Source organism: Streptomyces sp. NBC_00019, assembly GCF_045041015.1.
GTDB lineage: Bacteria > Actinomycetota > Actinomycetes > Streptomycetales > Streptomycetaceae > Streptomyces.
On the sequence record NZ_CP108302.1, the window covers coordinates 9,140,008 to 9,157,786 of the forward strand.

Consider the following 17,779-nt stretch of genomic DNA (forward strand, 5'->3'; position numbering starts at 1 on the left):
GCTGAAACCTGACGCGGGCTTTGCCGCTGTCTGGTTGTACCTGCACATCATTCGCAGAAGCCTGGGAGGCGCGGCTGAAGACGGCCGTTCACCGACGAGTAAGGCCCGCGCCCCCATGACCACCGCTCACCGCATCCGCACCTCGATGACCCGGAAGGAGTGGGTGAGTCTCGGCGGGATGGCCGCGTTCGTCCTGGCGCTGCATGTCATCGGCTGGTTCACGCTGGTGGTGATCGTCGCGCCGGAGCACTACAGCCTGGGGGCGAAGAGCTTCGGGATCGGCATCGGTGTCACCGCCTACACCCTCGGCATGCGGCACGCCTTCGACGCCGACCACATCGCCGCGATCGACAACACCACCCGGAAGCTGATGAGCGAGGGGAAGCGGCCGCTGTCGGTGGGCTTCTGGTTCTCCCTCGGCCACTCCAGCATCGTCTTCGCGCTCGCCCTCCTGCTCTCGCTCGGGGTGAAGGCGCTGGCCGGACCCGTCGCGGACGACGGCTCCGCACTGCACAGCGTCACCGGCTGGATCGGCACCACCGTCTCCGGGACCTTCCTGTACCTCATCGCGATCATCAACATGGTGATCATGGCCGGAATCTGGAAGGTCTTCCGGCAGATGCGCACCGGCCACTTCGACGAGGCCGCCCTGGAGGAGCAGCTCAACAACTGGGGCTTCATGAACCGCCTGTTGGGCCGTCTGATGAAGTCGATCACCGAGCCGTGGCAGATGTACCCGCTGGGCCTTCTCTTCGGCCTCGGCTTCGACACGGCGACCGAGATCGCGCTGCTCGTGCTGGCCGGCTCGGGCGCCGCCTCCGGGCTGCCCTGGTACGCGATCCTGTGTCTGCCGGTCCTGTTCGCGGCCGGCATGTCCCTGCTGGACACGATCGACGGCTCGTTCATGAACTTCGCCTACGGCTGGGCGTTCTCCAAGCCGGTCCGCAAGGTCTACTACAACCTCACCATCACCGGACTGTCCGTCGCCGTCGCGCTCCTCATCGGCACGGTCGAACTGCTCGGCCTCATCGCCGAACAGGCCGACCTGCACGGCCCGTTCTGGGACTGGGTCTCCGGCCTCGACCTCAACATCATCGGGTACGTCGTCGTAGCACTGTTCTTCGCCACGTGGGCGGTGGCCTGGCTGGTGTGGAAGGTCGGCCGGATCGAGGAGAAGTGGACAGCGGGCCTGGCCCGTCCCGCCGCGCTCTCGCCGGCCGAGGAGGGCTGACCGGGGCGGCTCATGTCCGCCGGCGTGGGTGGGCCGCCTCCGTACGCAGGTCGTCCAGGACGAAGCCGATGCCGCGTCGCCACGCGGCGGGGGCGACCTCGGTGGCGGCGCGGTTGCGTTCGCGGACGGCCGTAGGAGGGCGGCGCCCGGGTAGTGGCCGGCGGCCACGTCACTGATGGCGGGGTCGGTGGGCTGCGGCTCGCAGAGCGGCCCGCCGAGCTGCCCCCTGAGCAGACGGCGGCCGTGGCGGTTGCCATGCTCCGGGCACCCCGCGCGAGGGCCTCGCGTACGTGCTTGCGTACGTGCAGAACTGTCTGCGGGCCGTCCTCGGCGACATGCTCGGCACGGAGGTCGGCTTCATCGTCCCCGAGCTCGCCCTGGCACATGTCGGCCCGACCGAGGCCCGGTTGATCCCGCTGGCAGAAGCATCCAGGGACAGGGCCCACGAGGACGCGCTCAGCAAAGGGCAAGCCCGCCGCCCCCAAGTGGCCGTCCCGGGCGGGTCAGTCCTTCTTGCCGCGTCCGGTCAGGGTGTCGCGCAGCCGGTCGACCATCCCGACGCCCGGTGCCAGCAGTTTGTTGGCCGGGGGTGTGCTCGGGGTGGAGGGGTGCGGGCGGGTGGGGGCGACCTTCTTGGCCTGGCGGACCTTGTCGCCCAGGGCGTCGAGGGCTTCGGGGGGACAGGACGCGCGGAGCCTGGGGAAGAGGTTCTGCTCCTCGTCGGCCAGATGCGAGCGGATCTCGGTCATCAGCATCGTCATGAGCCGGTCGAATTCGGGATCCCCGGCGTCGCAGCCCTCCAGGTCCTTCATGAGCCGCTCGGCCCGGGCATGGTCCCCGATCTCCTGGTCGGCCAGGGCGTCCCCGCCCGGCACGTGCTTGCGCACGGCCGGATAGAGATAGGCCTCCTCGGCCACGGAGTGCCGCACCAGCTCCATCGTGACCTGGTCGGCGTACAGCTTGCGGTCCTTGTCACCGGGCGCGAGACCGTCGATCCGGCCGAAGAGCTCCTCGACCTCCCGATGATCGGTCATCAGCTCGTCGATGACGTTCCCACCATGGCCCATGTCCTCCACCTCCCTGAAGACGGCGGCCCGGACGGCCGCCCGCGGTCCCGAGTGCCCCGTCGGAGGCGGGCCCACACGACGGTGCGGGCAAGCCGGACACAGCGGGGTACTCGCCGGAGCAGCCCGCTCGTAGGTGGAGGTGACACGGTGACCGAAGGCCGTGACCGCATCAAGGACATCTGGGGAGCGCGCACTCCCTATGACCCCGGCACCCCCTGGCCCTCCCGCGCCGACGCGCACCTGGCCCCCGGTGTCGACGAGGACGACGTGGAGAGGTGGGTGCCGTCCGCCTCGCTGCTGCACTCCAACGGTGACGCCATGGACATCGCCGTGCGCGACGGACGGATCGTGGGCGTGCGGGGCCGGACCGCGGACCGTGTCAACCGTGGCCGACTGGGCCCCAAGGATCTCTACGGATGGCAGGCGAACGGCTCCCCGGACCGGCTGACCCGTCCGCTCGTACGCCGGGGCGGGCGCCTGGAGGAGTGCGACTGGGACACGGCGATGGACCAGGTCGCGGGCCGCTCACGGGAACTGCTGGAACAGCGGGGACCAGGAGCCATCGGCTTCTACACCACCGGTCAGCTCTTCCTCGAGGAGTACTACACGCTGGCCGTGCTCGCCCGCGCCGGCATCGGCACCAGCCATCTGGACGGGAACACCCGCCTGTGCACGGCCACCGCCGCCGAGGCGCTGAAGGAGACCTTCGGCTGCGACGGGCAGCCCGGTTCGTACGAGGACATCGACCACGCCGACGTGATCGCGCTGTTCGGACACAACATGGCCGAGACCCAGACCGTGCTGTGGACGCGCGTGCTGGACCGGCTCGCCGGGGCCCGACCGCCCCGTCTGGTCTGCGTGGACCCCCGGTACACCCCGGTGGCGCAGCAGGCCGAGGTGCATCTCGCCCCACGGCCAGGCACGAACGTCGCCCTGCTCGACGCGCTCCTGCACGAGATCATCCGCAGGGACCTGATCGACCGGGAGTACATCGAGGCACACACGGTCGGCTTCGACGACCTGGCGGCCACGGTCGCGTCCTGCACCCCGCGGTGGGCGGCCGGGGTCTGCGACGTGACGGCGGCCGCGATCGAACGCGCGGCTGAACTCCTCGGCACCGCCGAGCGGCTGACGTCCACGGTCCTTCAGGGCGTCTACCAGTCCCACCAGGCCACGGCCGCCGCCGTCCAGGTCAACAACCTGCACCTGATCCGCGGCATGCTGGGCCGCCCCGGCTGCGGGCTGCTGCAGATGAACGGCCAGCCCAGCGCACAGAACACCCGGGAGTGCGGCGCCGACGGGGATCTGCCGGGGTTCCGCAACTGGCAGAACGACAGCCATGTCGCCGACCTGGCGCGGGTGTGGAACGTACGCCCTCAGGACATCCCGCACCACGCGCCGCCGACGCACGCGATGCAGATCTTCCGCTACGCAGAGCAGGGCTCGGTCCGCATGCTCTGGATCACCGGCACCAACCCGGCGGTCTCCCTGCCCGAGCTGTCCCGCATCCGTTCGATCCTCGGCCAGGAGCGGCTGTTCGTGGTGGTGCAGGACCTGTTCCTCACCGAGACGGCACAGCTGGCCGACGTGGTGCTGCCCGCGGCCACCTGGGGTGAGAAGACGGGCGTCCTCACCAACGCCGACCGCACCGTGCACCTGTCGGAGAAGGCCTTGGAACCACCGGGCGAAGCGCGAGCCGACCTGGACATCTTCCTCGACTACGCCGTCCGCATGGACTTCCGCGACAAGGACGGCGGCCCCCTGATCAGCTGGCACGACCCGGAGTCGGCGTTCGCGGCCTGGCAGCGGTGCAGCGCCGGACGCCCCTGCGACTACACCGGACTCAGCCACGACCGGCTGCGGCGGGCGGGCGGCGGCATCCAGTGGCCCTGCACCGAGGAGGCGCCCGACGGCACGCCGCGCCTCTACACCGACGGCATCACCTTCGCCGACCCCGACACCTGCGAGAGCTATGGCAAGGACCTCGTCACCGGGGCGTCCGCCGAGGTCGTCGAGTACCGGTCGCTCAACCCGGACGGCAAGGCGGTCCTGAGGGCGGCGGAGTATCTGCCGCCCCACGAGGACACCTCCCCGGAGTACCCGGTGCAGCTGATCACCGGCCGGACCGTCCACCACTTCCACACCCGCACGAAGACCGGCCGCGCCCCCGAGCTGAACGCCGCCGCCCCCGACGTATGGGCGGAGATGTCACCCACCGAGGCCGCCCACCAGGGTCTGTCCGACGGCGATCTGGTCCGGGTCGGCACCCCGCGCGGAGCGGTGCGCGCCCGGCTGCGGACCACCGCCATGCGGGACGGCGTGGTGTTCGTGCCGTTCCACTACGGCTACTGGGACACACCCGAGGGCCACCGGCCCCCGGACGGGAGCACCGGCCGCGCCGCCAACGAGGGCACCATCACCGACTGGGACCCGGTCTCCAAGCAACCCCTGTTCAAGACGTGCGCGGCCCGTGTCACCCTCGTCGCCCGCCGCACCGCGCCGCCGGTCCGGGAGCGGACCGACGCCGACGCCGGGAGCCGGACATGAGCGGCATCGCCCACACCCTCCGCGCCCTGCACGACGGCGAACGCGCGCTGGAACGAGACCTGCTGGCAACCGCCGAACGCCACCGCACCGACCACGAGGTCCACCATGTGGCGAGCGACCTCGCCCGGTGGTCCCGCCGGCACAGCGCCCGGCTCGCCGACACCGGCCGCCACTACGGCCTCGACCTCGACGGTCCGAAGGACGACCCGTCACCCGGCGCCCTTTCCGCCCTGCGTGAGAAGGCCGCCGAAGCCCTCGGCCGACGCCCCGGAGCCGGCCTGCTGCTCCTGCACGACCTGTGCGATCTGCACCTGGCCGCGAGCCGCAACTCCCTGCACTGGGAGATGCTCGCCCAGGCCGCGCAGGCCACCCGCGACCAACGGCTCCTCGACCTGGCCGGCGACTGCCATCCGCGGACCCTGCGGCAGATGCGCTGGACCAACACCCTCATCAAGGAACTGTCCCCACAGCTGCTGACCAGCGCATAGGAATCGCTACGGGTCCGACGGCCGGCGGCCCGCACATCGACACCGGGGGTCCGGGTACTCGGTGTGCTCCGGCTAGTGTCCGACGGCCGGGCACACCTACGGCGACGGGAAGAACCATGACCGAGCCCTCTCGCGAGAGTGCCGCCTCCGCGGCCCAGCAGGCCCTGCGCACGGTCGTCGACAAGGGCGCGGACGAGGCGGCGCTGAGTACGCTCGCCGGCACCGAGGTGCTGGTTCCCGCGCTGCTCAACGGGGAGGGGCCGGGACCGAAGGCCCTGAGCCTGCCCGTGTACGAACAGGAGGACGGGACCGAACTGGTCCCCGTCTTCACCACCGTCGCCCGCATGGAACGGGCCCTGCCGCAGATCCGGCGGCACCGCAGCGTGGTGCTCGGCGCCCTCGCCCACGAGTGGCCCTCGGAGAGCCTGGCGCTCGTCATCGACGCCGGTACTCCCGAGCAACTGGCACTCACGGCCCAGGGTGTGAAGACCCTCCTGGACCGCGACGACGACTGACGCCCCGGCTGCGCCTCGCCGACAGCGACATGACCGCTGATCCCGGCCCTCCGAGGGCGCCGTCGTCACCTCTCGTCGGGGAGCCGTCGGGGTCGGATGTCCAGTTTCTCCAGCGGCCGTACGGCGGGCCCCTGCACGATGTCTCCGTCGGGGGTGAAACGGGACCCGTGGCACGGGCACTCCCAGGCGCGTTCCGCCGAGTTGAAGGCGACCAGGCAGCCCAGGTGCGTACAGCGGGCGGAGACGGCGTGGAGCTCTCCGTTCTTGTCGCGGTGGACGGCACAGGGGTGTCCGCCGACGCGGACGACGGCGCCGTCTCCCGGGGCGATGTCATCCACCGAGCCCCCCGCGGCCGACGCCAGACGGTCCCCGACGAAGTGCCGGGCGACCTTGGCCTGGTTCTTGAGGAAGGCGGGCGCCTCACTGACGACGGTGCGGACGCGCCGGGGGTCGTACAGGTCGCTCCAGGCGGACTTCCGGCCGGCGATCTGCTGTGCGAGAAGACGGCCCGCCATGATGCCGCCGCTCATTCCCCAACCGCCGAAGCCGGTGGCCACGTAGGTGTGATGGGCACCCGCGTGCAGCGGTCCGACGAGCGGTACGGCATCCGTGGAGTCGTTGTCCTGCGTGGCCCATCGGTGCGTGAAGACCAGGTCGCCGAAGTGCTCCGTGGCCCAGTCGGCGAGCCGTTCGAACCTGGCGTTCACATCGCCGGTGCCCGGGGTGAAGTGCTCGCCCGTGACGATCAGCAGCCGCTGTCCGTCCTCGTACGGGGCGGTGCGCACGGATCGGGTGCCCTGCTCGGGCGTGATGTACATGCCGTGCGGATCGAGGCCGGCGGGAATCGGCGCGGTCAGGACGAGCTCGCGGCGCGGGGACAGGCGGGTGAAGAGCAGCGCCCGGTCGAAGACGGGGTAGTGCGTGGCGACCACGACATCGTCGGCCCGTACCGTCGCTCCCCGCTCGGCCCGCAGGGTGCAGGGACGGCCTTCGTCGAGGTCCACGATGCGGGTCCGCTCGTGGATCACCGCGCCCTGCCGGACCAGGTCCTCGGTGAGTGCCAGGAGATATTTGCGGGGATGGAACTGCGCCTGCTCCGTCACCCGGACGGCGCCCGCGACGGCGAACGGCAGATCGGTCCCGGTCACGTACTCGGCGGGCAGCCCCGCCTCCCGCGCGGCGTCCGCCTCGGCCTTCAGCTCCTCGGTGCCGGCCGGGTCCCGGGCGTAGGTGAAGGCCGCCGTGTCCTCCCAGTCGCAGTCGATGCCGAGCTCGTCCACGATCTCGGCGGCATGCCGGACGGCCTCCGTCTGCGACTGCGCGTACAGCTTCGCGGCCTCGGGTCCTCGGGCCCGGCGCAGCCGGGCATAGACGAGCGTGTGCAGGACGCTCAGTTTGGCGGTCGTGTGCCCGGTGACCCCGGCGGCGATCCGGTCGGCTTCCAGGACGGCCACCCGGCGGCCGGCGCGGGCCAGTTCCCAGGCGGTGCTGAGGCCCGCGATGCCGCCTCCGACGACGGCGACGTCGACCGTGAGGTCGGATTCCAGAGGCGGGGCGAGGGTTCCCGGGGGCGCGGTGTCGATCCAGTACGACCGGTGATCGGCTGCGGGTGCGTTCATGGGAAGCCGAGTTCCCCGGGCGTTCTGAGTGAAGCGCTCGCGGGTCCGGGTCAGGCGGCGGGTTCCAGGCGTACGCAGCACAAGCCCGGCCGAGGTGCCAGACGCGCCTCGAATCCGTGCCCGCCCAGACCTTCCAGGGCGCCGCGCAGCAGGTGGAGGTTCATGCCGCACACCGTCTCGGTATGGTCGCGGGCCAGCGCGTGGAACGGACAGTTGCCCAGCACGACGGCCCCGCCCTCGCGCCGCGGCGCGAAACCGTGCTGCTCCAGCAGCTCGAAGACCGTCGTCGTGTTCCGCCCGCCCCACCGCGCGCCCCACTCCGCGGCCTTGCGGTGCAGCACGGTCCGTACGGGCTCCCCGGTCGCCGCCGACTCCTCCACGGCCTGGGCGAGCAGCCGTCCGGCCAGCTCGTAGTGCCGGTCGGGCAGGCTGACGGCGAACTCTCGCGCCGAGCGCCGGTAGAGCTTGGCCGGCCTGCCCGCGCCGGGTCCGGTGCGGCCGGAGCGGCGCTCGTAGACCACGTCGAGGAGCGTGGCGTCGGCGAGCCGGTCCAGGTGGAAGGCCGCCGTCTGCCGGGCCAGTCCCAGGGCGGCGGCCGCCTCGTCCCGGCCGACGGGGGCCTCCTGCCGGACCACGTGCTCGTACAGCCTGCGGCGGGTGGGCTCGTCGAGTACGGCGACGGCGGCGAGGTCGGCGTCGGGTGCGGCTGTTTCCGGGTCGTCCACGACCCCAGTGTAAAACCCATCGCCATTGACTAAAGAAGAATCGAGCGCTTCTATAAATAAGAGAAGTTGCCTTTAGAAGGAGGGTGTCATGTCACCCGAAGCAACGACCGCCCCCGAGGCCTCCCGGAGGGCCGCGCTCGCCGACCCGGGATACCAGGCCTTTCTGATCCTGCGGATCGGGTTCACGGTGGCGCCGATCCTGTTCGGCCTCGACAAGTTCGCCAACCTGCTCGTGGACTGGCCCGGCTACCTCGCCCCGTGGATCGACGACATCGTTCCGGGCAGCGACCAGGCGGCCATGTACGCGGTGGGGGTGATCGAGATCGTGGCGGGCATCGCCGTCGCCGTGGCCCCGCGCTTCGGCGGCTGGCTGGTGGCCGCATGGCTCGGCGGCATCATCGTCAACCTGCTGAGCATCCCGGACTACTACGACATCGCCCTGCGCGACTTCGGTCTGCTGCTCGCCGCCGTCGCACTCGCCAGGCTCGCCCAGCGGTACCACGGCGAGCGTCAGCAGCCTTAGCCGGGCGCCGACCGTGGAACTCACAGCCTCCGCGCATCCGTACGCACCGGCGGTCTTCGCTCCGTTTCCGCCGGGTACCCGGCGCGGACGACGAGAGTTGAGGAGGAGAGCTGATGAGCACGGTCAAGGAATCGGTGGACGTCGAGGTCCCCGTCCACACCGCCTACAACCAGTGGACGCAGTTCGAGAAGTTCCCGCAGTTCATGGAGGGCGTCGAGGAGGTGCGGCAGCTCGACGACAAGCACAACCACTGGACGACGAAGATCGGCGGGGTGCGGCGCGAGTTCGACACCGAGATCGTCGACCAGCTCCCGGACGACCGGATCACCTGGCGGGTCGTCGAGGGCGACATCCGCCAGCGCGGAACGGTCAGGTTCCAGGAGCTGGACCCGACGCACACGCGCGTGGAGCTCACGATGGACGTCGAGCCCAGCGGTGTCGCCGAGAAGGGCGCGGACATGCTGGGTGTGCTCGACCGCCGTATCAAGGGAGACATGCGGCGCTTCAAGGACTACATCGAGCACCGCGGCGGCGAGTCCGGTGCCTGGCGCGGCCGTATCCGGCCCGACGAGCCCGGTTCACCTCTCACCTGAGCCGCTCGTGAGCCCGGGAGTCACCGGTCCTGTTCTCCACGGTCGCAGCGTATCGATCGCGCGGGAGCGGCGATCAGCTGTCCGACGGCGGAACAGGGCGGTGCCGGGTGTCCCTTCCCGGCACCGTCCGGGACCGTGTGCCGCACAAGGCACGGCCCGTATCGGGGTGAGGAGACCGGGGGCGAGGCTCCGGTCTCCAGTGGCGTCCGCTCAGACGCCCGCGCGCTCCTCCGGCGCGGTCCGCGGCTCCGCATGGCCGTCCGCGCCGGCCTTGCGGCGGCCCGGCAGGACCGCGAGGACGATCAGCGTGCCGGCGGCCATGATGATCCCGCCGATGAGGCTGGTCCGGGCGGCGCCGTGGGCGAAGGACTCGTGCACGGTGTCGAGCACCGCCTGCGCCTGATTGCCCACTGGTGTGCAACTTAGGTTATTGCTCAAATGTGTGCAACTAATGCATTGCCCGCACCTCTGACCCGGCCGTTTCCTGACAGCGCTTGACGTGCCGTACCGGCAGGCGGTGAGGTGAGGCCAGATCAGATCAACTCCGGGAGTTCGCATGCCACTTGACGCCAAGCTCATCAACAGCGACGTGCCCCACTCCGCCCGGATCTGGAACTACTGGCTGGGCGGCAAGGACTGCTACGAGATCGACCGCCTCGTCGGCGACCAGATCGTCGAGGCGAACCCGCAGATCCTCGACATAGCCCGGGCCCAGCGGGCCTTCCTCGTCCGTACGGTGGAACACCTCGTCCGCGAGGTGGGCATACGCCAGTTCCTGGACGTCGGCACGGGCCTGCCCACCGCCGACAACACCCACGAGGTCGCCCAGCGGATCGCCCCGGAGACCCGGATCGTCTACGTCGACAACGACCCCGTCGTGCTCGCCCACGCCGAGGCCCTGCTCACCAGCTCGCCCGAGGGTGTTACCGCCTATATCGACGCCGACATCCGCGACCCCGAGGGCATCCTGCGGACCGCCGCCGAGACGCTGGACTTCACCCAGCCCATCGCGCTCGTGCTGCTGGGGATCACCGCCCACATCGTCGACGACCAGGCGTACGACATCGTCGGACGCCTGGTCGAGGCACTGCCCTCCGGAAGCCACGTCGTGCTCTGCGACGACACCGAGGTGCTCGACCCCGAGGCCATGCGCACCATGATCGAGCAGTGGAACGAGGCGGGCGACAACCCGCGGGTCAACCGGAGCCCCGAGGAGCTGGCCCGCTTCTTCGACGGCCTGGAGCTGGTCGACCCAGGGGTGGTCTCGGTGTCCCGCTGGCGCCCGGGACCGGCCGGGAGCGAGGGGCCGGAGGTCGACGACTTCGGGGGTGTGGGCCGCAAGCCGTGACAGCGGCGCGCCTCTTCCTCGATGGAGGGAGTGGTCACCGCATGCTGCGAGGTGCCGGCGCATGGCAGCACACCGTTGGGGGACGACCGACGACCTGGCCGCGGTGCTCGACTGGCGGGCAGGTGGGCAGTCCGAGTCGCCCTACGGCATCCGCCCGCCCGCCCGCCGTCCGTCCGGTCGGTCGTCGCCCCGGATCCGGCACACGGCATCGCAGCAGCCCAACGGGCTCCCGGCCGCCGACCCGCCAGGAGCCTGTCCGGTGCTTCCCGTGCCCTCCTGTTCGGCGGTCGCGGTCAAACGGATGTCCCGCGAGGAGGATTCGACGAGAACGGAGCGGCCGCCGCGCGGGAGCACTCATGCAGCGGGCCGCCGCCCGAGCCGCCTCATGCCGCCCCGTCCCGCAGGGCGTCGGAGATCGACTTGACGCCGCCGTGTGCGGTGAGGCCGCCGTCGACGGGGATCTCGGCGCCGGTGATGAAGGAGGCGTCGTCGGAGAGCAGGAACGCCACCAGCGGGGCGATCTCGGCGACCGTGCCGGTGCGGCCGAGAGGGGTCTCGCGGATGTTGGCCTCACGGAAGGCGGGGGCGGCGGAGGCGGTCATCTCGGTCTCGATGAAGCCGGGATGCACGGTGTTGACGCGGATGCCGCGCGGGCCAAGCTCCGTGGCCGCCGCCTTCGACAGTCCGCGCAGGGCCCATTTGCTGGCCGTGTAGGCGACCGGGTAGTGGCCGGTGAGCGCGGCCGTCGAACCGACGTTGACGATGGAGGAGCCGGGCGGCATCAGCGGGGCGAGATGCTGGATGCCGAGCAATGGGCCGGTGACGTTGACGGCATGGACGCGGGCGAAGTCCTCGGGGCGTACGTCGTCGATGCGGGCGCGCCAGGTGATGCCCGCGTTGTTGACCAGGCCGTGGACCTGGCCGTACGACTCCCGCAGTTCCGCGGCGAGTTCGGCCCAGTCCTCGTCGCTGGTGACGTCGAGGCGGCGACAGCCCGGGGCGTCCGAAACGTCGGTGGCGATGACCCGGGCGCCGTCCCGGGTGAGGGTCTCGGCCTCGGCGGCGCCCTGGCCGCGAGCGGCGCCGGTGACGACCACCACCTTGCCCTTGAGCCGCTTCACGGCCGCTCCCGGGTACGGCGACGGCCGGTCGGCAGCGGCACCCGGTCGACACCGGCGACCACGGTGTTGGAGACGGTGCCGATGCCCTCGACGGTGAGCGTCACGGTGTCGCCGGGCTTGAGCGGCGGAGGCTCCTGGCGGCCCTTCACACCCCAGAGCTCCGCCAGACAGCCGCCGTTGCCGCAGGTGCCCGAACCGAGGACGTCACCGGGTCGGACGACGGTGCCGCGTGAGGCGTAGGCGACCATCTCCTCGAAGGTCCAACTCATGTTGGAGAGCAGGTCCTTGCCGATGACCTCACCGTTCACGGAGGCCGTCAGGGACAGGCGCAGGAACCCGTTCGCGTCCCGGTACGGCTCCAACTCGTCGGCGGTCACCAGGTACGGCCCGAGCGTGGCGGCCGTGTCCTTGCCCTTGCAGGGGCCGAGGTTGACCTGCATCTCACGGGACTGCAGATCGCGGGCGGACCAGTCGTTGAGGATCGTGTAGCCGACGATGTGGTCCCGGGCCTGCTCGGGCGTGAGGTCCCGGCCCTCGCGGCCGATGACCGCGGCGACCTCCAGCTCGAAGTCCAGGACTCGCGAACCGGGGGGCACGGGCACGTCGTCGTACGGCCCGATGACCGCGTAGGGGTTGGTGAAGTAGAAGGTCGGGGCGTCGTACCAGGCTTCCGGCACCCCGGCGTTGCCGTCGATGGAGCGCCGTACGCCCTCGACGTGTTCCTCGAAGGTGACGAAGTCCCGGACGGTGGGGGGCTGGAGAGGTGCCAGCAGGCGTACGTCGGCCAGCGGCACGGCGGTTCCGGTCGGGCGCACGCCGAACGCGGCCTCGACCGGTGAGATGCCGTCGGGCAGATGACGTACGACGGTGTCCTCGACGACACCGACCCGACGGCGGCCTTCGTGGAGATAGGTGGCTATGCGCACGGGGGCCTCACACCGGCGGGGCGACGAACACGCCGCGGTCGACGTCGTTGAACGACTCCTTGGCGACCAGTTCGTTCATCGGGTTGGCGGTCCCCCACTGGTCGGCGATCTCGGGCTGGGAGAAGTCGTAGACGTGCGGATGCCAGGTGTCCTCGTCCAGCAGCTCCAGCTCCGTCGTGTACTCGACCGTGTTGCCGTGCGGGTCCAGGAAGTACGTGAAGGTGTTGTCGCCCGCGGTGTGCCGGCCCGGGCCCCAGAGCTTCTTGTGGCCGGCCCGGATCACCCGGCCGGAGCCGCGCAGGTACTCGTCGATGCCGCGCATCTCGAAGGAGACGTGGTGCAGGGCGGTGTGCGGGCCCTGGGCGATGGCCATGGAGTGGTGCTGGTTGCTGATCCGCATGAAGTGCATGGCCTCGCCCATGCGCGGGTGCATGAGGGTGTCGGAGAGCCGGAAGCCCAGGTGCCGCTCGTACCACTCACGGGTGACGTTGAGATCGGGGGAGTTGAGGACGACGTGCGACAACTTGACCGGGATCGCCTCCTTCTCCTCGATCCTGCGGTGCTGCCGGACCTCGACGTCCGCCGAGACCTCGATGGTGCGGCCGTCGACGTCGAAGAAGCGGAAGCCGTAACCGCCGCCGGGGGTGTCGACCTTGCCGGGCCGGGAGATCAACCGGACGCCGCCCGCGAGCAGTTCCTCCGCGAGCGTGTCCACGTCGGCCGTGGAGGCGGCGCCGTACGAGACGAGGTCGAGCCGCTTCTCCTCGGCCTTGCGCAGCCGGACCACGTACTGCTCCGGCGAGCCCTCGGCGGCGAGGAAGGAGATCCCGGAGTCCTCGGCGACCTTGGTCAGGCCCCAGACGCCGGCGTAGAAGTCGAGCTGCTTGTCGTAGTCGGGCACGGCGAGGTCGACGTGCCGCAGGTGGGTGAGCAGACGCATGAGGTCAGTCCTTCCGGAGGAGGGCGGCGGCGTTGCCGCCCCGTACGGCGTGGAAGTCGGGGTCGGAGAGCCGGGCCGCGCGCAGGGCGCCGACGGGGTCCTCGGTGCCCATGTCGAAGGGGAAGTCGGAGCCGAGCACCACTCGGTCGGCGCCGACGGCCCGGATCAACTCCCGGAGCACGTGCGGGTCGTGGACGAGGGAGTCGAACCAGATCCGCCTGAGGTAGCTGCTCGGCAGGTGTGCGCAGCCGGCGCCCGCGTCGGAGCGGGCCGACCAGGCGTGGTCCGAGCGGCCGATGTGGGTCGGCAGATAGCCGCCGCCGTGCGCGGCGACGATCTTCAGGCCGGGGTGGCGGTCCAGCACTCCGGAGAAGATGAGGTGCGAGAGTGCGACGGCGTTCTCCGTGGGCTGGCCGACGACGTTGGACAGGTACCACCGGTCCAGGCGCTCGTCGAGGGTGCAGCCGAAGGGGTGCAGGAAGAGGATGGCGCGGGTCGTCTCGGCCAGGGCCCACAGGGGGGCGTAGGCCGGGTCGGAGAGTTCCCTGCCGGGGGCGTGGGACGAGATCTCCACTCCCGACAGGCCCTGATCCAGGGCGTGGGCGAGGGCGCGCACCGCCTGTTCGGGATGTTGCAGCGGGACGATGCCCAGCCCGCGGAGCCGGTCGGGGGCCTGCGCGCAGTGCGCGGCCGTCGCCTCGTTGGCGAGGCGGTACACCTTCTCGGCCGTCTCCTCGTCCGCCCAGTAGTGGTAGTGCGAGGGGGAGGGGCTGACCAGCTGGATGTCCACGCCCTGGGCGTCCATCGCGGCCAGCCGCAGCGAGACGTCGGTCGCCTTCGGGACGATGGAGCGGACCATCGGGCCGCTGACCGCGAGGGACGCGGCGCCGTTGCGGCGGGCGTCCAGTGCCTTGGCCTCGGCCAGGCCGGGGAGTCCGGCGACGGCCTCCTCGACCTCGGGGACCAGGAGGTGGGCGTGCACGTCGACGGTGGGTGGGGTCACGGCAGTTCCTTGAGGATGTTCATCGTGCGGCCGATCAACCCGGGCACGTCGGCGTCCCGCACGCCGTCGAGCTGCCACTGCCCGATCTGCACGGACGCCTCGACGACGGTCCGCACCCGGGGGATACGGCGCTCGTAGTACGCCTGGAACAGGTCCTCGTCCCAGTCGCGCCCGCTCGAGAGCAGCTCCGCGAGGACGGAGGCGTCCTCCAGGGACTGGGCCGCGCCCTGGGCGATGGTGGGCGGGCAGCAGTGGGCGGCGTCGCCGACGAGGACGACCCGGCCGCGATGCCAGGAGCCCTCCACCAGCAGCTTGTCGAACCACGTGTAGTTGACCTTCGCCGGGTCCGTGATGTGCTCGACGATCTCCGGCCAGACACCGCCGTACGCCTGCGCGAGCCGACGCATCTCGTCCGCGTACGTCTCCGGTGGGATGGAGGCGCGGTCGCGGTTGGCCTCGACGACGTACGCGTAGATGGTGTTCTCGCTGGTCGGGCAGTAGCCGGCGATGTATGCCGGGCCGCCGTAGGCGAGGTCGGTGCGGGTGACGCCCTCGGGGCGCGGGGCCGGCGTGCGCCAGATGGCCATGCCGGTCGGCTCCGGTTTGTCGGCGATGCCGATCGCGGCGCGGGTGGTGGAGTTCAGACCGTCGGCGGCGATCACCAGGTCGTAGCGGCCGGTCGTGTCGTCGCTGAAGCGCACCGAGACACCGTCGTCGTCCTGCTCCAGGGTCCTGGCCGTGGTGCCCAGTCGGACCGTGGCTCCGCAGGCGCGGACCGCGTCGATGAGGATCTGCTGGAGCCGGGGCCGCTGCATGCCGAGCGTGGCGGGCAGATTCTCACCGCCGGTGCGGATGTCCTCGATCTCGTGGATCACGGTGCCGTCGGGGATGGTCACACCGAGCGAGCCGAAGGCGTACCCGGAGGCCGACACCTCCTCCCACACGCCGAGTTCGCGCAGCACGCGCAGGGCGTTGCCCTGGAGGGTGATGCCGGAGCCGGTGGTGGCGTTCCAGTCCGGCCTGGCCTCGATCAACTCCACGGCGAGGCCGGCGCGGCGCAGCAGGATCGTCACCGCGTTGCCGGAGGCGCCGCCGCCGATGACGAGGACTCTGTGGGGTGTGCTCATGGGGAACTCCCTTGTTCCGCCGGTTACTTGACGGCGATCGGGTTGACCGGGGAGCCGACGGCCCCGGTGATGGGCAGGGGCGCGGCGGTGAGCCAGAACTCGTACACTTCGTCCGCCGCACAGTCGGCGGCGAGCGTGTCGAGGTCCCACATCTCACCGATCAGCAGGCCGATGTGCGGGATGGCGACCTGGTGCAGCGGCTGGAAGGCGTGCTCGAACTCGTTGGGCCGTACCTCGAAGCCCCAGGTGTCGGTGGCGATCGCGGCGATCTCGGTGCGGTGCAGCCAGCCGGCCGTGGTGAACGACAGCCCGGCGGAGCCACCGCCCGCGTAGTCCCCCCAGCCCTCGCGCCGGGCCCGGGCGAGGCGTCCGGTGCGGACGGCGACGATGTCACCGCGGCCGACACTCACGCCGTGGGCTTCGGCGGTCGCGGTCAGGTGGTCCTCGGTGATGGCGAAACCGTCGGCCAACTCGCCGTCGGTGCCGATCACTTGGCCCACGTCGAGGAGTACGCCCCGGCCGGCGACATGCGGTGCCATGTGCTCGATGCCGGTGACGAGGTCACCGTCGGAGGTGACGACCTTCTCGGCCCGCCGTCCGTTCCAGGCGTTGCCGTGGTCGAAGATGTGCCCGAGCCCGTCCCACTGCGTCGAGCACTGCAACGGCATCGCGATCACGTCGTCGGCGCCGCCGATGCCATGAGGGAAGCCCTGGTTGCCGAGAGCCGCGTCAGTACCGGTGTCGAGCATGGTGTGCACCGGGTTCGTGCGCCGCCGCCACCCCTTCTGCGGGCCGTTCACGTCGAAGGACTGCGAGAGGGAGAAGCTCACGCCCCGCCGGACGAGCGCGGCACCCTCGCGCCGCTTGGCCTCGCCGAGGAAGTTGAGGGTGCCGAGCACGTCGTCCTCGCCCCAACGCCCCCAGTTGGAGTACGCCTTGGCGGCCTCGGCGATCGCGCCCTCGGGGTCGGTCCGGTCGAGCGTCACCGGGGAACCTCCGCGGTACAGCGCGTGCGCTGGGCGCCCAGACCCGTGATCGACCCGTCCATCACATCGCCGTCCCGCAGCAACCGGCCCCAGTGCATGCCGTTTCCGGCCGGGGAACCCGTCAACACCAGGTCCCCCGGGAGGAGTTGCGAGGTCTGGGAGGCGTACGACACGATCCGCGCGACGCCGAAGAGCATGTCCTTGGTCGACTCGTCCTGCATCGTCTCGCCGTTCAGCCGGAGCGTGACCCGCAGGTCACCGGGGTCGGCGATCGACCCGGCGGGCACGATCCACGGGCCGAGCGGGGTGAAGCCGGGCGCGTTCTTGCTGCGCAGCCAGTCCGTGCCGATGGCCTTCATGTCCCGGCGGAAGACAGTGGCGCGGTCGGTGAGGTCGTTGGCGATGGTGTACCCGGCGACGTACTCCAGGGCCTCCTCGACGGACACCCGGTAGGCGGGCCGGGAGATCACGGCCGCCAACTCCAGCTCCCAGTCCGGCTGTTCGGCCCAGGACGGGAGTACGACGTCGTCGTAAGGGCCGGTGATCGCGCTCGGCAGTCCGATGAAGACGTACGGCAGGTCCTCGGCGGCCCGGCGGTCCATGATCTCGGCGATCTCGGCCCGCGCCTCCTCGACCGTGCGCGGGTCGTCGGGGGAGCGGTGGGCGACCTCCAGGTCGATCACGTGCTGCCGGTAGTTGGCACCGGACTGGAAGATCTGGTGGGGCTCGACGGGAGCGTGGACGCGCAGGCCCTCCAGGGGCCGGCGGTCGGCCTTCGGGTCCGCCGCCAGCTCGTGCAGCCGGGGGAGCAGCTCGGTCCAGCGCTCGAAGACCGCACGGGTCGTCAGGGCGGGGTCGTCGAGAGCCGTCCGAAGGTCCAGCACCCGCCCCTCGGGGACCAGGAGGCCGGGGAAAGGGACCTGGTCAGGGGCGGAGAAGGTACCGAGTGCGAACGGTCCGGAGAAGGCTGCAGATTTCACGGGCGTGTCCTCCTGATGGCGATGTGACTAATCTGGGCCC

General features: G+C 71.0%; 18 protein-coding genes. 7 read left to right on the top strand and 11 right to left on the bottom strand.

Annotation, left to right across the window (positions count from 1 at the left end; all coding sequences use genetic code 11):
• The first annotated feature begins 115 nt into the window (after nucleotides 1-115).
• Nucleotides 116-1,231, top strand: a complete 1,116-nt coding sequence (locus OHU89_RS42320) for a HoxN/HupN/NixA family nickel/cobalt transporter (protein WP_405650490.1) — start codon at nucleotides 116-118, stop codon at nucleotides 1,229-1,231.
• Between the two features lie 503 nt (nucleotides 1,232-1,734).
• Here OHU89_RS42320 and OHU89_RS42325 read toward each other — a convergent pair.
• On the bottom strand, nucleotides 1,735-2,298 hold the full coding sequence (locus OHU89_RS42325; protein WP_405650491.1) for a hemerythrin domain-containing protein: 564 nt from the start codon (nucleotides 2,296-2,298) through the stop codon (nucleotides 1,735-1,737).
• A 147-nt stretch (nucleotides 2,299-2,445) separates the two neighbouring features.
• Here OHU89_RS42325 and OHU89_RS42330 point away from each other — a divergent pair, with 147 nt between their 5' ends.
• The 3 genes from OHU89_RS42330 (at nucleotide 2,446) to OHU89_RS42340 (ending at nucleotide 5,848) form a co-directional block, all read left to right on the top strand.
• Nucleotides 2,446-4,845: a molybdopterin oxidoreductase family protein gene (locus OHU89_RS42330; protein ID WP_405650492.1), complete on the top strand. Its 2,400-nt coding sequence runs from the start codon at nucleotides 2,446-2,448 to the stop codon at nucleotides 4,843-4,845.
• Complete coding sequence (locus OHU89_RS42335; protein ID WP_405650493.1) at nucleotides 4,842-5,333, top strand: hypothetical protein; 492 nt, start codon at nucleotides 4,842-4,844, stop codon at nucleotides 5,331-5,333. Before OHU89_RS42330 ends, OHU89_RS42335 begins: the two co-directional genes overlap by 4 nt.
• A gap of 116 nt (nucleotides 5,334-5,449) precedes the next feature.
• Nucleotides 5,450-5,848 (top strand): SseB family protein, encoded by a 399-nt coding sequence (locus tag OHU89_RS42340; protein WP_405650495.1) that lies wholly within the window; start codon nucleotides 5,450-5,452, stop codon nucleotides 5,846-5,848.
• A 65-nt stretch (nucleotides 5,849-5,913) separates the two neighbouring features.
• Here the strand turns inward: OHU89_RS42340 and OHU89_RS42345 are convergent, their stop codons facing one another.
• A complete protein-coding gene (locus OHU89_RS42345; RefSeq protein ID WP_405650496.1) occupies nucleotides 5,914-7,467 on the bottom strand; it encodes an FAD-dependent oxidoreductase in 1,554 nt (517 codons plus the stop codon).
• Nucleotides 7,468-7,517: 50 nt separating this feature from the next.
• On the bottom strand, nucleotides 7,518-8,192 hold the full coding sequence (locus OHU89_RS42350) for a helix-turn-helix transcriptional regulator (RefSeq protein WP_405650497.1): 675 nt from the start codon (nucleotides 8,190-8,192) through the stop codon (nucleotides 7,518-7,520).
• 88 nt (nucleotides 8,193-8,280) lie between these two features.
• Here OHU89_RS42350 and OHU89_RS42355 point away from each other — a divergent pair, with 88 nt between their 5' ends.
• Both OHU89_RS42355 and OHU89_RS42360 read left to right on the top strand, forming a co-directional pair.
• Complete coding sequence (locus tag OHU89_RS42355) at nucleotides 8,281-8,715, top strand: hypothetical protein (protein ID WP_405650498.1); 435 nt, start codon at nucleotides 8,281-8,283, stop codon at nucleotides 8,713-8,715.
• A 113-nt stretch (nucleotides 8,716-8,828) separates the two neighbouring features.
• The gene (locus OHU89_RS42360) at nucleotides 8,829-9,308 is read left to right on the top strand and encodes an SRPBCC family protein (protein WP_405650499.1); all 480 of its coding nucleotides are present in this window, start codon (nucleotides 8,829-8,831) and stop codon (nucleotides 9,306-9,308) included.
• A gap of 210 nt (nucleotides 9,309-9,518) precedes the next feature.
• On the opposite strand, the gene OHU89_RS42365 is transcribed toward OHU89_RS42360, so the two are convergent.
• Nucleotides 9,519-9,719, bottom strand: a complete 201-nt coding sequence (locus tag OHU89_RS42365; RefSeq protein ID WP_405650500.1) for a hypothetical protein — start codon at nucleotides 9,717-9,719, stop codon at nucleotides 9,519-9,521.
• Between the two features lie 145 nt (nucleotides 9,720-9,864).
• Between OHU89_RS42365 and OHU89_RS42370 the strand changes: the two genes are divergently transcribed.
• Nucleotides 9,865-10,656, top strand: coding sequence for an SAM-dependent methyltransferase (locus tag OHU89_RS42370; RefSeq protein ID WP_365399044.1), 792 nt, complete (start codon nucleotides 9,865-9,867; stop codon nucleotides 10,654-10,656).
• A 383-nt stretch (nucleotides 10,657-11,039) separates the two neighbouring features.
• Here the strand turns inward: OHU89_RS42370 and OHU89_RS42375 are convergent, their stop codons facing one another.
• Genes OHU89_RS42375 through OHU89_RS42405 form a run of 7 tightly spaced genes read right to left on the bottom strand, consistent with a single transcriptional unit; the run spans nucleotide 11,040 to nucleotide 17,739 of the window.
• A complete protein-coding gene (locus OHU89_RS42375; RefSeq protein WP_405650501.1) occupies nucleotides 11,040-11,777 on the bottom strand; it encodes an SDR family NAD(P)-dependent oxidoreductase in 738 nt (245 codons plus the stop codon).
• On the bottom strand, nucleotides 11,774-12,703 hold the full coding sequence (locus OHU89_RS42380) for a fumarylacetoacetate hydrolase family protein (protein WP_405650502.1): 930 nt from the start codon (nucleotides 12,701-12,703) through the stop codon (nucleotides 11,774-11,776). Before OHU89_RS42380 ends, OHU89_RS42375 begins: the two co-directional genes overlap by 4 nt.
• Before the next feature lie 7 nt (nucleotides 12,704-12,710).
• Nucleotides 12,711-13,643 carry a VOC family protein gene (locus OHU89_RS42385; protein ID WP_405650503.1) on the bottom strand — a complete coding sequence of 311 codons (933 nt, stop codon included), beginning with the start codon at nucleotides 13,641-13,643 and terminating at the stop codon, nucleotides 12,711-12,713.
• Between the two features lie 4 nt (nucleotides 13,644-13,647).
• Nucleotides 13,648-14,646 (bottom strand): amidohydrolase family protein, encoded by a 999-nt coding sequence (locus OHU89_RS42390; RefSeq protein ID WP_405650506.1) that lies wholly within the window; start codon nucleotides 14,644-14,646, stop codon nucleotides 13,648-13,650.
• Nucleotides 14,643-15,773 carry an FAD-dependent oxidoreductase gene (locus tag OHU89_RS42395; protein ID WP_405650508.1) on the bottom strand — a complete coding sequence of 377 codons (1,131 nt, stop codon included), beginning with the start codon at nucleotides 15,771-15,773 and terminating at the stop codon, nucleotides 14,643-14,645. The genes OHU89_RS42390 and OHU89_RS42395 overlap by 4 nt, the downstream gene beginning before the upstream one ends.
• Before the next feature lie 23 nt (nucleotides 15,774-15,796).
• The gene (locus tag OHU89_RS42400) at nucleotides 15,797-16,759 is read right to left on the bottom strand and encodes a cyclase family protein (protein WP_405650510.1); all 963 of its coding nucleotides are present in this window, start codon (nucleotides 16,757-16,759) and stop codon (nucleotides 15,797-15,799) included.
• The gene (locus OHU89_RS42405) at nucleotides 16,756-17,739 is read right to left on the bottom strand and encodes a fumarylacetoacetate hydrolase family protein (RefSeq protein WP_405650512.1); all 984 of its coding nucleotides are present in this window, start codon (nucleotides 17,737-17,739) and stop codon (nucleotides 16,756-16,758) included. The genes OHU89_RS42400 and OHU89_RS42405 overlap by 4 nt, the downstream gene beginning before the upstream one ends.
• Nucleotides 17,740-17,779 lie beyond the last annotated feature (40 nt).

Excerpts from the sequence above, each read along its gene's own strand:
- OHU89_RS42320 (WP_405650490.1), top strand. The coding sequence starts at position 116 with ATGACCACCGCTCACCGCATCCGCACCTCGATGACCCGGAAGGAGTGG.
- OHU89_RS42325 (WP_405650491.1), bottom strand. The coding sequence starts at position 2,298 with ATGGGCCATGGTGGGAACGTCATCGACGAGCTGATGACCGATCATCGG.
- OHU89_RS42335 (WP_405650493.1), top strand. The coding sequence starts at position 4,842 with ATGAGCGGCATCGCCCACACCCTCCGCGCCCTGCACGACGGCGAACGC.
- OHU89_RS42340 (WP_405650495.1), top strand. The coding sequence starts at position 5,450 with ATGACCGAGCCCTCTCGCGAGAGTGCCGCCTCCGCGGCCCAGCAGGCC.
- OHU89_RS42345 (WP_405650496.1), bottom strand. The coding sequence starts at position 7,467 with ATGAACGCACCCGCAGCCGATCACCGGTCGTACTGGATCGACACCGCG.
- OHU89_RS42355 (WP_405650498.1), top strand. The coding sequence starts at position 8,281 with ATGTCACCCGAAGCAACGACCGCCCCCGAGGCCTCCCGGAGGGCCGCG.
- OHU89_RS42360 (WP_405650499.1), top strand. The coding sequence starts at position 8,829 with ATGAGCACGGTCAAGGAATCGGTGGACGTCGAGGTCCCCGTCCACACC.
- OHU89_RS42370 (WP_365399044.1), top strand. The coding sequence starts at position 9,865 with ATGCCACTTGACGCCAAGCTCATCAACAGCGACGTGCCCCACTCCGCC.
- OHU89_RS42385 (WP_405650503.1), bottom strand. The coding sequence starts at position 13,643 with ATGCGTCTGCTCACCCACCTGCGGCACGTCGACCTCGCCGTGCCCGAC.
- OHU89_RS42395 (WP_405650508.1), bottom strand. The coding sequence starts at position 15,773 with ATGAGCACACCCCACAGAGTCCTCGTCATCGGCGGCGGCGCCTCCGGC.